Source organism: Novosphingobium sp. SG751A (genome assembly GCF_013149295.1).
Classification (GTDB): Bacteria; Pseudomonadota; Alphaproteobacteria; order Sphingomonadales; family Sphingomonadaceae; genus Novosphingobium.
Window position 1 is genome coordinate 208,816 of record NZ_JABGCB010000009.1, and the last position, 13,387, is coordinate 222,202.

The window sequence follows — 13,387 nt, forward strand, 5'->3', positions numbered from 1 at the left end:
GCACGGCTCAGGCCACATTGCCAAAGACGCTGAAGGCCAGCGGCCCGGCGATCTGGCCTTCCTGCCAGCCCAGCGTGCCCTGAATGGTCAGGGTGACGGACTTGTCCTCGGGGATGGCTTCGAGCTGGCCGAGGATGAAATCGGCGCAGGCCTGCGGGAAGCTGGGGTCATTGGCGGGCCGCGCGGCCAGATCGGTGCGGGCGTCTTTCATCAGGCCGGAAAGCGAGAAGGCGAAGGGAGTGGACATGACAAAGCCCTTATTTGGTGCGGTTGAAAATGGGGGCGTAGACGCGGAAAACCGTGTTCAGCGTGACGCCGCTGGCGTAGTTGATGTTGAGCAGCGGCCAGAGGTAATCGGCGGCATTGTGGAAATAGGCCGCGCCCTCGGTCAGCGTGCGCCCGTAGAGGGCGAAGGTGCTGTTCGGGGTGAAGGCGATGCCGCGCTGCACCAGCAGACCGTCCGCCGCGCTGTAGCTGCCGACCTGCATGGTGAGTTTGCCCGAGGAGCCGTCGTAACCGGTTTGCGTGGTGGCCGCCGAGAAATCGCCGCTGATGATGCGGACGGGCCAGATGCAGCGATAGTTGGACCCTGCCTCATAGCTCATGGATTTTTGCGGGGCCGGGCGCAGCACCCAACCGCCTGAGCCGGTGGTGGTGCCGGTGTGCGAAAACTCGACGAAATCGCCATATTTGTCGGTGCCGACCTTGGTGACGGTGATGGTCGCGCCCGCCGGGGTGCCGCTCATCGACCAGCCGTTGGGCAGCGTTGCCGCCGCGCCGCCGACAAGCCGACGGTTGGCGGGCTGGACACCGCCGAAGCGCTCCAGAACCTTGGCGCGGCCAAGCCGCCCGTTGCCCTTGGAGAGGAACATATCGCCCACGACAAAGGTGTCGGCGCTGCCCGCAACAATGCCGCTGCCATAGACCCGGAATTGCCACGTGCCGGGGCTGGCATTGGGCGGGAGCAGGACCGGGAATGTCACCTTGACCGGCGAGCCATTGGCGGGCAGCGCGACGGTCTTTTGCACCGCATAGGTGCTGTTGGCATAGTTGACCACATCGACCACGACATAGGACAGCGAGTTACTTGCGGCCTTGGACAGGCTGACCTCGGCAAACATCGCCCCGCCCGCCCCGCCATAGGGATCGGTGAAGCCGACAAGCGCAAGCCCGGTCACCGCCGCGTAATCGGTGGTGCCGTAAGGGTCGGCCACGGCAACCGAAGTGGTGCCCGAGCCATAGCCGATTTCATAGCCCGACAGGCCCACCGCGACCGGGGCCAGCGTCGGGTCATCGCTGACCGGCACCAGCTGCACCGCGTTGACATCGCCGGGCCAGCGCCCGGACAGATCCTCCAGCCGCCCCAGCTGCACCCCGTTGGTAAACAGCAGCGGCGCGGAACCGGCGGTGTCGTCAAACTGAAACAGGTTGTTGTTGTTCGAATAGTTGCCGCTGCGACCGTTGGGAAACTCAATCGCATAGGAGTTATTGCCGCCGACAAAGACGTTCGTATTGACGCGCCAATAGCGGATGTTCGAGATGTAGGAGCGGATGAAAGGCGCGCTCCAGGGCGAAGGCTGGCCCACCTTGTTTCCGAAGATATGCAGCCCCGACATAGAGCCTGCATCATTGGTGGCGGGCTTATATTGCTGGCGGCGGGTCGGCGCGCCGGTGGTGGTGTCCTCGTTGGCAATCAGGATGCGCGGGCCGGGATAGGCGGTGTCGAGCAGTTCGCCGCCGAATTTGTTATAGGTCACATAGATGCCGTGACCGGAATTGGTTTCGCCGCTGTCGGTGGTGTTGGGCTTGATCCAGATATCGGCCAGCGTCCGCATGCCCAAACCGGCATTGTTGCCGCCTTGGAAATAGCATCGCGTAATGACGGCATGGCCCGACAGGCGCGGGCCGATGGCGATGTGATAGGAATTGCCGCCGAAATAGCAGTCCTCAATCACCAGTTCATCGACATAGCCGCCCCAGCAGATGCCAATCGTCTGGTTGCCCGAGGCAACACCCCCGCCAAAGCGGGAGTTCTTGACGTGCAGGAAGGGGCTGTCCGCGCCGTTGTTGCCGATGGCGCATTCGGTGTAATTGTAGAAGCCGCAGTTGAGGAACTCGGCCTGCCACGTGGCATTGGTGCCGGTATGGGTCGAGTTATAGACGCCAAGGCCGCCCGAGAAGATCAGCCCGTCAAAGCGGACATGGCCGGGACCGGCAGAGCCGGTATGCGTCGCGAAATAGACGCCATCGGGATTGCGGATAACCACCGTATTGGGCACCCGCGCCTGAAAGTTGATCGGCACATTGTTGAAGGTGAAGCCGCCCGCATCATAGACGCCCGGTTCCAGCACAATCGGGATATGCTGCTTGATCAGCACCTGATTGGCGATGGGCGTGTTCACGCTGGCCGCCGAGGCGGCGATGGCGGCGGCAAGGCCCGCCTGATCGGCCACGGCATGCGCGCCGTCGCCAATCGCGCCGTAATCCACGGTCGGGATCGCCACGCGCGATTTCAGACGATCCACATAGGATTGGGTCGGGATGACGCCGAAGAAGCTGGACGCGGTGGGCGAGTTCTTGGTGTAAATCAGGATCTGCTGCCCCGACAGCACCGTATATTGCCGCCCCGCAAACAGCAGCGTGTCGGCCTGCGCTGCCGCCGTGCTGGCATAGTTGGGATAGGGCAGCGTGGCGGCCACGGCTTGGGTGCTGGCCAAAAGGGCAAGGGTCGCATCGCGCGCAGCGGTGGCGGCGGCCACCATCGGCGCGGCCAGATCGGCCAGACGCGCGCGCCAGCTTTTGCCGCCTTTGACAACCGGCAGGGTTTCGGTGCCGTCGATGGCGTCGTCATCAAGCAGGTCGAGGTTGGTGATTTTGACCATGGGGGCTTACTTTCCGATGGCGCGCCAGAAGACCGCGCGGTCGAGGTCGTCGGAGAAGACGTTGAACTGGGTGAGGCTGACCTTGTTGCCGCCCACGCTGTTGCCGCTGACGGCGCCGGGGTTGGGGGTGCGGGCGGTCACCTGAAGGTTGACCGAGGCGAGATCCGTGAAAGGGATCGGGAAGCTGGAGGAGGGCGGCGAGCTGCTCTCGCCTGCGGTGGCCTCGCCCCATTGTTCAATCAGGCCGTTTGGCATCTTGCGCCAATAGCCGTTGGCGTTGGAGCCGAAGGTGGCGGCATCCTCGACCAGGACAAAGGCGGCGGCGTGTTTGCCGTCGAGCAGGTCGGCATCAAGATCCGTGCCCGCGCCATCGACTGTTTTAAGCAGGGTGAGGATGGCTGCGCCGGTAAAGCCCACGCTGTCGAACGGCACATAGCCAAGCCGCGAGACGATATCGGCATACCAAGCGCCATGCTGGCCATCGAGCAGATCGGCATCGAGGGCGGAGCCTGCGCCATCGACGCGCAGGAGCAGGGCGAGGATCGCGGCCTGCATCGCGGCGGGCGTGATTGCGCGCTGGGTGTCGGCGCCCGCGCTGGCCTCGGCATGGGTGGCGAGTTCCACCACGCCCTGGCGCGAGGTGGTGGCGGGCGGGTTGAGGAAGTTGGTGTCGCCGAAGCTGATGTTATCGGCCTGCCCCTCGGCCAGCTTGATATCCAGCACGAAGAAGGAGGCCGAGGGCGCGGCCTTGGCGGCGATGGGGCCAGCCTGACCATAGACGGCAAACAGCGTGCCATCGGCCAGATAGAGCGCGAAGCCGCGATAGGTGTAGGTGTCGTCGGAGGCATCGAGCGCGGTCATGTGCAGCGTGTCATCGCCCGCCTGTTGGCCGGAGATATCGACGCGCTTGAACTCGCCGGGCAGGGCCTCGAGCGTGGAGGCGACCGTGAAGGCGGCATCGGTCAGGCCGAGCTGGGTGATGACCACCGGGCCGAGCGAGGGGCTGTCATCGCCGACAATGGCCGACAGGCCCGCCTTGGTGAGGGTGATCAGCAGCGGGTCCATCAGATGTACTCCCATGCGATGCCGTCCGCGTCCTCGAGCGGCTCGCCATATTCGGTGGTGATTTTGAGATCGTCGGCGGGGTCGGGGGCGATCATGGTCGCCATTGTGCGGTCCATCCGCCATGCGCGCGCCACGGCGGCCATGGGCAGGGTGACCTTGGCCATGGCGCGCTGGCGCAGCTCGAAATGGGCGCGGGCGGGTTTGACGCGCACCAGATCGCGGTAAAGCTCGGTGGCGAAGGCGGCGGTGGCCAGATCGTCGAACGCGCCATCGAGCGGCAGGGTGCAATAGAAGGTGTAGGGCACGCCGGTGCCGCCTTCTTCCCACCATTCGGTGAGCGTGATGCGCGGGTCGTAATCGGCGATCACCGCCTCGGCAGCGGCGCGGCTGCCCCGGATCTTGGCATTGGGGATGGCGGCGGCGGTGGCGGCGCGGCGCTGGGCTTCACTCCAGCTTGGGCGCCAGCGATCAACCGACAGGCCCCATGCCAGCCATGGCAGGATGCTGGCGGGAATCGCATCGGGGCGCACAAGGTCGGTGAGCGGCGTGGGGATCGCGGTGATGCGATCCGTGGCGGCGGCCAGCGCGTGTTCGAGCGGGCGCGCGTTGGGCGGGAGCAGGGAGCGTTTATTCGCCACGGCCCGCCACCGTCAGGTCGATAGCCACGCAATGGCCGCATTGGGTCTTGTCCATCGGCATGTCCGCCAGCGGGCTTTCCAGCGCGACATTGGAGACGCCTGCGACCGCGATGGCGGCAAAGATATTGGCGCGGTTGATGTCGCGCCCGATCTTGCGCGCGGCGGCGGCATAGGCCTGCGTCGCGGCCTGCGAGGTGGCGACCACCACATCGCCGTCGGGGCCGTCGAACAGGGTGAGCGAGCCGGTGATCGTGTAGGGGATGATCTGGGCCGATTGCACGATCACCTGATCGGTGAGCGGGCGGGCGCCAGCGAGCGCGGCCTCGACATTGGCGATCTGGCTCGCGCTGGCCGTGCCGTCGCCGGTCTTGGAGAGCAGCGAGACCAGCACCACGCCGGGGCTGGGGCTGGTGACGCTGGCATCGGCCAAGGTGCTGTCGGCGGAGAGGGCGAGATATTCGTAGGCGCTTTCCGGCCCGGCCACGCTGAAGGCGCTGGGGGCAAGCTGGATGCGATAAAGAAAGGCGGTGTCGTCCTCGCCGGTCAGGCGCGCAACGCCCAGCAGCGCGCCGAGGTGGTCGAGGTTGCTGTCCTTGGCATAGGCCAGCAGGCATTGCAGGGCGCGCTCGTTGAACTGCTGTTCCTTGAGCATTTCGCGGTAGGCGCCGACCTCCAGCACCTTGACCGCCGGGTCGCTCTCTACCGTGGCATCCCACGTCGGGAGCAGTTCCTGCATATGGGCGACCCATGAGGCGCGGATGGCCTCATAGTCGAGCGCCTCCACCACCGTGGGGGCGGGGAGCTGCGAGAGGTCGATGACGGAAGTGCTGGTGGCCATGCCCAACCAGTGCATGGCCTTCGCGCGCGCGGGGAGAGGGCGGGGCGGTAAGGGGGCGGTTTACCGGGGGTGGGGGATGAGAAGTCCAGCTCAATCCTCCCAATCGTTTCTCGCGCAGCAAGGATGCCAAGATTGTTGAACGTCTTGTTCTGATCTAATCAGGCCGCTTTAGGGGATTATATCGGGGTGGTATCCATGCACTTTAAGAAAATGAAAATAAACAAACTGCGGCGTTTCAGATTTAGAATGCAAGAGATGCCAACAGAAGCATCCATTGAATTTGCTAAGGCCAAACGTTTGCAGATGCTGGAGGGGCAAACGATTTTATATAGTCAAACCACTGATATGGCGAAATGGCTTCTCGCAAGCTTGCTAACACTCAATTCCGGTGGGTTTATCGCAATGCTTTCCAACGTTAGGCAGATAAATCATCCATCGCTTATCGGTATTTTTTACTGCGGCGGTGTACTTTCAGCCTTGCTAAACGGATGGCTTATCCAGAGATCGGTAATTACTGACATGCCCTTATTTCGTGAAGCTCACGATTATTGGCTGATTGCAGAGACCACTACTAATCGTTTCCGCCGATCAGAATATTTGCTTCATAAATTCGCCGTTCGTTCTGTTTTTAATAAAAGGTGGATACCTTTGGCGGGATGGTTGTCAGCTATACTATTTTCAATTGCATCTGTTACTTTGGCCTGCTCGCTTAAAATATCTACGCCTCAAGCCAACGTTGCTGGTGACATACAAGATCAGAAGCCAGCTCTTAAATCCCCTTCGGCTCAAGCAGTTCTCCCGCCACCTGCAGCGCCAGATCCTCATCCTCGCGGCTAAAGCCCAGCAACCGGCGCTCCTCATATTTGGCGCGGATCTTTCGGCCATTGCGCAACCGGCCCACGGTGACGGTCTGGCCGAACTGGCTGACCGAACCGACGCGGTCGGCGGTGTTGGTGACGGGCATGATTTCCACGCCATCGGCGGCGGCGTTGATGCGCCATTTGGCCAGTTTGCGCAGGCCCTTGAACATCTTGCCGCCCGCGCCCTTGCGCAGGCGTCCGCGCCGGTCGAGGCGGGCTTTGCGCGGGGCGAAGGGGACGCCGTCGGGATCGACGTTGGCGCCGATGCGTTTGAGGTTCGACCGGCGCAGCAGGCGGCCCAGCTTGAGCGTGGCCTTGCGGCGCTGGGCCGGTTCAAGCCCTGCGATGATCCGGCCGAACCATTCATCGAGCCGGGAGAGGTCATCCGCCATCGACCGCATTACCCATTGCGTTGTCGGGCGGCAGATCCTCGTCATTCACGGTGATCGATTTCAGCAGCGGCATCGCATCGAGGCCGCCCAGCGGCAGGTCATCGGGGAAGAGCGGATCGGGTTCGGGCAGATAGGTGGCGGTGACGCCATTGGGCGTGACCACGGCCTCGACATTTTGGCGCAGTTGCAGGCGGATCTGCACATCGGCCTTGCCGTTGTCGAGGATATCGGTCTCGAAATCGAAGGCATCGGCGCCCATGGCGAACAGGTCGGGCTGATTGGTGCGCAGCCAGATCAGAATGGCGAGGGCAAAGGCGGCAATGTCGCCCGCGAATTCGATCAGCAGGACATTGAGCTGGAATTCGAAGGTGAAGGACAGGTCGGCGGTATCGCGCGACACCGCCTTGCCGCGATCCACCCACATTATCAGGCTCTTAGGGCTGGCTTTGAGTTCCGGCATTGCCTGCATCAGAGCCGCGCGCAGGAGGTTGATCTTGAGCATCGGCCTTAATCCCAGAGCTGGATGATATCGAGGGTGACAGTCTGGGCGGCGCTGGCATTGGGCACGATCACCGCCGTGCCGCCGGGCAGGCGCGGCCCCAGTTCGGCAAGGCCGGGGTTCAGTTCCAGCACCTGTTCGGTCACCGCCGCCGTTTTGCCCAGGACGCGGTGGCAGATTTCATCCACGGTTTCGCCGTCCATGGCGGTGGCGGTTTGGGTCATTGGCCAGATGCCTGCATTTCACGAAGGGCCGGGCGGGCCATGACAATGCGTTGGGCCATGTGGATCGCATGCAGCATTTCGTGTTGATCCTGCGGATGCTGGTCGGGGAGGGCAAGGAAGGCATTCCAAACATTGCCCAACTGCTCGACCATTTTTCGTTCGTCGTCGGTCATTGGCTCATTACCTGCGCCGGGGAGGAGGAGGCAGAAAAGAGCCGGGCGTTCCTTCCCAGAAGTGGCGCCCATCCGGTCCGCATTTCTGGCGCCCGAACAGCGACCAATTGCCGCTGCGCTCTGAATAGGCCGAGCGGTTGAGAGGCGTGATTTTCAGGCCTTCGACCGGGCAAGGGCTGGCCGCAATCGGGCGGCGGCAGGTGTCGCGCCCGCTCGTGATGGCCGAAAAATGGCGGCATTGGATGCAAGGCTTTTCGTGTCGCTTGATGGCCATCACAGCATCTCCACTCGGTTGCGCGCGACTGATGCGCCGCCGATGGAGAGCAGGTCGGCAATCGCGGCATGGCCCTCGCGCCGGTATTCGTCGGCCAGCTCTGCCTTTTCTGAGGCGCGGGCAAGGCCGGTGTCGGAGGAGGCCAGATCGCGGTTGCCACCGGCCAGATCGGCGGCGGCGTAATAGCCCACCGCGCGGGTCCAGAGCAGGGTGGCGCGGTTCTTTTCGTTGAGGGTTTGGGTGGTGACATCGGCAAGGCTGGCGGCCCCGGCCAGCGCGCGGGTGGTGCGCCATGCGGCCAGTTGGCGCAGGGCGGAGAGCATTCCGCCCTCGATGGCGAGGGTGAGCTGGAGCTGGGTGATCGCGCCGCCGCCGATGTTCATTCCCTCGCGCACATCGGCCAGCCTGACCGGCGGGAACCAGCCATCGGCCACCACCTGCGCATCGGGACCATCGGGCGGGGCGATGGGGGTGGGAGTAAAGCTGCTCATGCGCGCTTCCTTATCAAAACGGGGGGTGAGGATAGTGTGGGATGGCTGTCACATCAGTGCGCCGCCCGCGCTAACCGCCCCCCGCCGCCGTGGGGCGAACTGGTTATTCGGTGTCGGCCTCATCCTCGCCCGCGTCATCGTCCGCGCCTTCGGGGGCGAGCTTGCGCAGGGCTTTTTCGAGGCTGCGGATGTCGGATTTGACGCCGATGCTGCTGTCGAGCTGGTGGGCGCGGCGGGCGTGTTCGAGGGCTTCGGTGAGATAGGCGGGTTTGCCACCGGCGGGGGCATTGTCGGCGGCGGGATCGAAAGCCTCGGCGCGGCGGGCAAAGGAGCGGGCCAGCGCCTTGTGCAGCTTGGCCTTGGCCGGATCGGGCATATCGTGGCCCTCGATAAGCGCCAGCACGCGGCACAGCACATCATGGGGCACGGCGTCCTGCTGATCGAGGCTGAGCTTGGCGATATCCTCGCCCACAAAGCAGGGGATGGTGCGGTTGTAGCGTTCCGGGGCGGCCAGATGGAAGCGGATCGCATGGGCGGCGAGGCGCAGGGCGTAATCCCAATCGCGATAGTCGATGGCCCAGACGAGGTTCCAAACAAGGATCTCATCCTGCGCGGCCTGACCCTGTTCGCCTGCCAGTAGGACGCCCTCGATCCACGGGCCGAAGGTGCGGGCCATCTCGATCTTGACCGGGTTGCGGGCTTCGATGCTGGCGATGTCGGAGAGGGTGCGCAGGTTGTCATGGAGCGTCACGCGCAGGGCGGCATATTCCTGACCCGGCGGCGTATCCATCGAGCGTTCGGGCGCGGAAGGGGCGGCTTCGGGCTGCGCCGCGCCCGATTGCAGGGCGCGCACGCGCATCTGGTGGCGGCGAAAGGCGGAGACCATGGGCGGGGCTTTCTGGATGCCTGCCCACCGGCGCGCGCGCCAGCGGGCAGGTCGGGGGGATTACGGGCGGGCGCCGAAGGTGATGTTTTCGGCCATCACCATGTAATCGGTGCTTTCGATCACATAGCCTTCGTTGACGCTGTTATAATCGACCAGCGCGGCCATGTTTTCCGGCTCATCCTTGATGTAGCGGCGGCGCGAACCTTCCTGATAATAGAGCGAGAGGTTCGAGCTGTCGGGCGCATTGGCGCGGCCCAGCGGGGTGATGGCCATCGTGCCTTCGGGGAAGAAGGGGGCAATCGCCGCCGGGCGCCCGCCGATCTGTTTGGTCGACATGATGAGGTCGGAGACCACCTGATCGCTGGTCGAGCGGCCCCCGTCGATCGTGTCGGAGAGCGGGCGGTTGATCATCGGGAAGTATTTCTCGTCCACCAGATCCTGGCTGACGATCACGACATGATCGGTGCTGGCCCGCGCATAGGAGGGCATGCCCGCGATCAGCTCATAGGCCAGCGCATCGACATTCTTGTAATCGCCAGCGGCATGGCTGGCATCGGGGCCGATATAGATCGGCGCGGCGGCGCCGGTCGCAGTGGTGATGCCTCCGGCGGTGACCGTGGCGCGGCCCACCACATGGTCGGGGCGTTCAAGGCGCAGCTTTTGCAGCCAGCCAATGTTGACGTCCTCGCCCAGCGGGTTGTCCTCCGCATCGGTATCGTCGGCCGCCTCGATCCCGTTGAAGCCGACCGAGATCCGCGACAGGCCGACCGACACCGCAACATGGCGGGCATAGCGGGCGGCAAAGTCGGGGAATTTCGACCAGGCGTCGATCACTTCCCACGGCAGCATCGTGTCGAACAGCGTCGAATAGAGCTGGAACTTGCGGTCCTGGAGTGCGCCGACATAGCGCGGGGTGCGCGGCAGGTTGGAGCGGCTCTTGCGGCTTGCGATCATGTTGGACGTGCCAAGGCCGATCACCTGCCCCTGAAGGTCGCGCACGCCCATGACGTTGACGCGCTGGAGGAAGCCGACGCTTTCGCGCTGGAGATCCTCGAGGCGCTGTTCGCTGGTGGGGGAAAGGGCGAAATTGCGGCTGATGTTGCGGGTGCCGTTGACACTGGCGATGGCGGCAAAGAGCTGATCCAGCGCGCCGCGCCCGCGATCAGAAAGGGTGTACATTTGAGACATGAAGCTGCGTTCCTTGGATGGATGCGGGGCGTTGGGGCGTTGAAAGGCGGCGGGCGGATCAGAAGACCGCTTTTTCGATGGCGGTGTTGTTGTTGCCGTCGGCGATGGGGCGGCGCTGGAAATGGGGCGCGGGGGTGGCTTCCTGCGCGTCCTCAAGTCTTTTGACCTTGAGCGCCATGGCATCGGCTTCGGCGCGGAATTCGCTGCGCAGGCCATCAATGGAGGTGGTGACGGTCTGGCCGAATTCCTCAAACACGCCGCGCAGGGCGGAGAAATCGAGAGTGGCCGGCATCTGGCCTTCGGGCTTGGGTTCGGGCGGGGTTTCGGTCTTGGGGGCGGGGGCAAAGCTGGCGGTGAACTTGTCGAACATGGCGCCCATGCTGGCCAACAGGCCCTTGGCGCTGTCAATGGTGGCGTCATCGGCGGCAAATTCGAGGGTGGTGGCTTCGTCACGAGACAGGACGAGCGCGCCGGGCTGGAAGCGGTTGAACTTGATCCGGTCGGTGGCGATGGAGGCGGGGCTGTCGGTCAGCGCCACGCCGCCCAGGTACGAGAAACCCTTGCCGCCAAAGTTCGGAATGATCTCGATGGAGGGGTAAACCTTCTGGCCCGCTTCGATCAGCGCCTTGGCATTGTCGGTCAGGTCGAGGACGCCATAGAGCGCTTTGCGCTTCTCCGGCTTGCCGTTGAAATTGACATCGACCTCGCCCACCGACACCGACACCACATCGCCATAGGCAAAGAAGGGGGCTTGTCCGCTGATGCCCCGGATATGTTCGATATTGGTCCGCGCGCCATAGGTCTTCGGATCATAGCTCGAGGCCATCTGGTCGATATCGGCTTCGGCAATTTCGCGGCCATCGACCGTTGAACCGGCGGTGGCGAGCAGAATGGGTTTGGTCTTCATCGGGTTACTCCGGGAGGGATTGCGCGGGGCGGATCAGCATGCCCCCTGAAATCCACGCCGCCCGGCGATCCTGCAACGCGCGGGCGCGGTAAGGCGGCGCTTTACCCGGCATGGGTGGCGCGCGAGGCCCCCCGATCAGGGCATGGCAGGATCATGGCCACCAAAACCGCCCCCGACGATGACGCGCGCACGGCCCAGAGCCGACAGGTGACGCGCGCCAAGGTGCGGGAAGCGCGGTCGATGTATCATCGCGGTTTTGACATGGCTGAGATCGCGCGCGAGCTGGGCGAGAAATATGACACCGTGGCCAGTTGGAAGCGGCGCGGTGCGTGGGACGACGACAAGCCGGTGCGAGTGGTGCAGGACCATCTCGAGGCCAAGATTGCCAATTACCTTTGCCGGGAGCCTTACACCGAAGGCGACATGAAGCGCGTCGATCATCTGATGCGGATGTTGGAGCGCGCGGCCCGGATCGAGAAATATGGCGAGACCGGCAAGGAGAGCGACCTCAACGAGGCGGTGGGCCGCCGCAATGATGACAAGGCCAAGGCCAAGCGGGCCGAGAAGCGCAAGAATTTCCTGAGCCTTGAGCAGTGGGAAGCGCTGCTCGAGGATTTCCACGAGAAGAATGATTCCTATCAGGAGGGCTGGTGGGAGCAGCGCGATCAGCGCACCCGCAAGATCCTCAAGAGCCGCCAGATCGGCGCGACATGGTATTTTGCCCGCGAGGCCATGGCCAAGATTGCCGAGGCGGTCCTCAATGGCGAGCAGCCGCGCAACCAGATCTTCCTGTCGGCCAGCGAGCGGCAGGCCAAGAAATTCATCCGCGAGATTGTCGGTTGGGTAAAGCGCGTGACCGGCGTGGACCTCAAGGGCAATCCGCTGATGCTGGATTTCTCAGGCCTGCACCCGGCGGATGAGGAGGCGGGCAAGGATGAGATCCGGCTGGATAGCGTGGGCCTCTATCCGCTTTCCACCAACAGCAACACCGCCCAGGGCGAAAGCGGCGACTTCTATTTCGACGAATTCTTCTGGGTCCACGGCTTTGCCCAGCTGCGCAAGGTGGCCGCCGCGATGGCGACGCTCACTATTTACAAGCGCACCTATTTCTCGACGCCCAGCACCAAAACCCATGAGGCCTATGCCTTTTGGAGCGGCGAGGAATGGAACCGGGGGCGCAAGAAGGGCGATCAGCGCCGCTTCGACACCAGCCACAAGCACCTGCGCGCGGGCGCGGTGCAGCCCGATGGTTCGTGGTGCCAGATCGTCACGCTGGACGACGCCATCGCGGGCGGGGCCGGGAGCCGCATCGACAAGGAAGAGCTGCGCGCCGAATGCAGCGAAGAGGAGTTCGAGAACCTCTATAATTGCCAGTTTGTCGATGACAGCGAGAGCAGCTTTCCGTTTAGCCGGATCGCGCCTGCGCGGGTTGATGCCTTCTATCGCTGGCGCGATTTCCGGCCCGCGCTGGCCGATGTGCCCGGCGGGCGGCCCTTTGGCGACAGGCCGGTGTGGCTGGGCTATGACCCCAACAAGCAGGGGCGCGATGATGCCGCGCTGGTGGTGCTGGCGCCGCCGGACGTCCCCGGAAAAGGCAAGTTCCGGGTGCTGGCCAAGTACCGGCTCAACGGACGCGATTTCCAAGGGCAGGCTGATTTCATCAAGGGGATCGCAGGCCGCTACAACGTCACCGACATTGCCATCGACACCACGGGGGCGGGCCAGGCGGTCTATGAGCTGGTGGTGGGCTGGTTCCCGCGCGCGCGGCGGATCGAATATTCGGTGGCCAGCAAGACGGCGCTCGTCGTCAAGGCCCAGAACGTCTTCAATTCCGGCCGCATCGAGTTTGACGAGAAGTGGACCGACCTGATGGCCGCGCTGATGGCGATCCGGCCCGCGCTGACCGGCAGCGGGCGCGGCGTCACCTATGTCGCCCGGCGCAATGGCGAGATTGGCCATGCCGACCTTGCCTGGGCCTTGCTCAACGCCCTTTCCAATGAACCGCTCGATGCCGGGGCCGCCAGTGGGGCAGGCATCGGGCGCGTGGTGTTTTCTGACTGACAGGAGCCT

The 13,387-nt window shown here is 64.0% G+C and carries 16 protein-coding genes; 2 read left to right on the forward strand and 14 right to left on the reverse strand.

What is annotated here, in order from left to right; translation table 11 throughout:
- Positions 1-7: 7 nt before the first annotated feature.
- The 5 genes from FHW96_RS14175 to FHW96_RS14195 are packed head-to-tail and all read right to left on the reverse strand — an operon-like array spanning position 8 to position 5,423.
- On the reverse strand, positions 8-247 hold the full coding sequence (locus FHW96_RS14175; protein ID WP_172341225.1) for a hypothetical protein: 240 nt from the start codon (positions 245-247) through the stop codon (positions 8-10).
- A gap of 10 nt (positions 248-257) precedes the next feature.
- On the reverse strand, positions 258-2,882 hold the full coding sequence (locus FHW96_RS14180) for a hypothetical protein (RefSeq protein ID WP_172341226.1): 2,625 nt from the start codon (positions 2,880-2,882) through the stop codon (positions 258-260).
- A 6-nt stretch (positions 2,883-2,888) separates the two neighbouring features.
- Positions 2,889-3,947 (reverse strand): hypothetical protein, encoded by a 1,059-nt coding sequence (locus FHW96_RS14185; protein WP_172341227.1) that lies wholly within the window; start codon positions 3,945-3,947, stop codon positions 2,889-2,891.
- Positions 3,947-4,585 carry a phage tail protein I gene (locus FHW96_RS14190; RefSeq protein WP_172341228.1) on the reverse strand — a complete coding sequence of 213 codons (639 nt, stop codon included), beginning with the start codon at positions 4,583-4,585 and terminating at the stop codon, positions 3,947-3,949. The genes FHW96_RS14185 and FHW96_RS14190 overlap by 1 nt, the downstream gene beginning before the upstream one ends.
- A complete protein-coding gene (locus FHW96_RS14195; protein WP_172341229.1) occupies positions 4,575-5,423 on the reverse strand; it encodes a baseplate J/gp47 family protein in 849 nt (282 codons plus the stop codon). Before FHW96_RS14195 ends, FHW96_RS14190 begins: the two co-directional genes overlap by 11 nt.
- Before the next feature lie 195 nt (positions 5,424-5,618).
- Between FHW96_RS14195 and FHW96_RS14200 the strand changes: the two genes are divergently transcribed.
- Complete coding sequence (locus FHW96_RS14200) at positions 5,619-6,260, forward strand: hypothetical protein (RefSeq protein WP_172341230.1); 642 nt, start codon at positions 5,619-5,621, stop codon at positions 6,258-6,260.
- Here the strand turns inward: FHW96_RS14200 and FHW96_RS14205 are convergent.
- The 9 genes from FHW96_RS14205 to FHW96_RS14245 form a co-directional block, all read right to left on the reverse strand.
- Positions 6,193-6,675, reverse strand: a complete 483-nt coding sequence (locus FHW96_RS14205) for a phage virion morphogenesis protein (protein WP_172341231.1) — start codon at positions 6,673-6,675, stop codon at positions 6,193-6,195. The two genes, FHW96_RS14200 and FHW96_RS14205, sit on opposite strands and share 68 nt — an antisense overlap.
- The gene (locus tag FHW96_RS14210) at positions 6,665-7,177 is read right to left on the reverse strand and encodes a phage tail protein (protein ID WP_172341232.1); all 513 of its coding nucleotides are present in this window, start codon (positions 7,175-7,177) and stop codon (positions 6,665-6,667) included. The genes FHW96_RS14205 and FHW96_RS14210 overlap by 11 nt, the downstream gene beginning before the upstream one ends.
- Positions 7,178-7,182: 5 nt before the next feature.
- Positions 7,183-7,398, reverse strand: a complete 216-nt coding sequence (locus tag FHW96_RS14215) for a tail protein X (RefSeq protein ID WP_172341233.1) — start codon at positions 7,396-7,398, stop codon at positions 7,183-7,185.
- Entirely contained in the window at positions 7,395-7,571 is a 177-nt protein-coding gene (locus FHW96_RS14220; RefSeq protein ID WP_172341234.1) for a hypothetical protein, read from the reverse strand. The genes FHW96_RS14215 and FHW96_RS14220 overlap by 4 nt, the downstream gene beginning before the upstream one ends.
- A gap of 7 nt (positions 7,572-7,578) precedes the next feature.
- Entirely contained in the window at positions 7,579-7,845 is a 267-nt protein-coding gene (locus FHW96_RS14225; RefSeq protein WP_172341235.1) for a hypothetical protein, read from the reverse strand.
- The gene (locus tag FHW96_RS14230; protein WP_172341236.1) at positions 7,845-8,336 is read right to left on the reverse strand and encodes a head completion/stabilization protein; all 492 of its coding nucleotides are present in this window, start codon (positions 8,334-8,336) and stop codon (positions 7,845-7,847) included. The genes FHW96_RS14225 and FHW96_RS14230 overlap by 1 nt, the downstream gene beginning before the upstream one ends.
- A gap of 103 nt (positions 8,337-8,439) precedes the next feature.
- Positions 8,440-9,222 carry a phage terminase small subunit gene (gene gpM / locus FHW96_RS14235; protein WP_172341237.1) on the reverse strand — a complete coding sequence of 261 codons (783 nt, stop codon included), beginning with the start codon at positions 9,220-9,222 and terminating at the stop codon, positions 8,440-8,442.
- Positions 9,223-9,282: 60 nt separating this feature from the next.
- Complete coding sequence (locus FHW96_RS14240; protein ID WP_172341238.1) at positions 9,283-10,410, reverse strand: phage major capsid protein, P2 family; 1,128 nt, start codon at positions 10,408-10,410, stop codon at positions 9,283-9,285.
- Positions 10,411-10,468: 58 nt separating this feature from the next.
- On the reverse strand, positions 10,469-11,317 hold the full coding sequence (locus tag FHW96_RS14245; protein WP_172341239.1) for a GPO family capsid scaffolding protein: 849 nt from the start codon (positions 11,315-11,317) through the stop codon (positions 10,469-10,471).
- A 153-nt stretch (positions 11,318-11,470) separates the two neighbouring features.
- Here FHW96_RS14245 and FHW96_RS14250 point away from each other — a divergent pair, with 153 nt between their 5' ends.
- Positions 11,471-13,378, forward strand: coding sequence for a terminase large subunit domain-containing protein (locus FHW96_RS14250; RefSeq protein ID WP_172341240.1), 1,908 nt, complete (start codon positions 11,471-11,473; stop codon positions 13,376-13,378).
- The last annotated feature ends 9 nt before the right edge of the window (positions 13,379-13,387 follow it).

Bases quoted from the DNA above. Each gene is read 5' to 3' on its own strand.
- FHW96_RS14225 (WP_172341235.1), bottom strand. From the start codon at position 7,845: ATGGCCATCAAGCGACACGAAAAGCCTTGCATCCAATGCCGCCATTTT.
- gpM (WP_172341237.1), bottom strand. From the start codon at position 9,222: ATGGTCTCCGCCTTTCGCCGCCACCAGATGCGCGTGCGCGCCCTGCAA.
- FHW96_RS14240 (WP_172341238.1), bottom strand. From the start codon at position 10,410: ATGTCTCAAATGTACACCCTTTCTGATCGCGGGCGCGGCGCGCTGGAT.
- FHW96_RS14195 (WP_172341229.1), bottom strand. From the start codon at position 5,423: ATGGCCACCAGCACTTCCGTCATCGACCTCTCGCAGCTCCCCGCCCCC.
- FHW96_RS14230 (WP_172341236.1), bottom strand. From the start codon at position 8,336: ATGAGCAGCTTTACTCCCACCCCCATCGCCCCGCCCGATGGTCCCGAT.
- FHW96_RS14210 (WP_172341232.1), bottom strand. From the start codon at position 7,177: ATGCTCAAGATCAACCTCCTGCGCGCGGCTCTGATGCAGGCAATGCCG.
- FHW96_RS14175 (WP_172341225.1), bottom strand. From the start codon at position 247: ATGTCCACTCCCTTCGCCTTCTCGCTTTCCGGCCTGATGAAAGACGCC.
- FHW96_RS14205 (WP_172341231.1), bottom strand. From the start codon at position 6,675: ATGGCGGATGACCTCTCCCGGCTCGATGAATGGTTCGGCCGGATCATC.
- FHW96_RS14245 (WP_172341239.1), bottom strand. From the start codon at position 11,317: ATGAAGACCAAACCCATTCTGCTCGCCACCGCCGGTTCAACGGTCGAT.
- FHW96_RS14180 (WP_172341226.1), bottom strand. From the start codon at position 2,882: ATGGTCAAAATCACCAACCTCGACCTGCTTGATGACGACGCCATCGAC.
- FHW96_RS14250 (WP_172341240.1), top strand. From the start codon at position 11,471: ATGGCCACCAAAACCGCCCCCGACGATGACGCGCGCACGGCCCAGAGC.
- FHW96_RS14220 (WP_172341234.1), bottom strand. From the start codon at position 7,571: ATGACCGACGACGAACGAAAAATGGTCGAGCAGTTGGGCAATGTTTGG.
- FHW96_RS14200 (WP_172341230.1), top strand. From the start codon at position 5,619: ATGCACTTTAAGAAAATGAAAATAAACAAACTGCGGCGTTTCAGATTT.
- FHW96_RS14185 (WP_172341227.1), bottom strand. From the start codon at position 3,947: ATGGACCCGCTGCTGATCACCCTCACCAAGGCGGGCCTGTCGGCCATT.
- FHW96_RS14215 (WP_172341233.1), bottom strand. From the start codon at position 7,398: ATGACCCAAACCGCCACCGCCATGGACGGCGAAACCGTGGATGAAATC.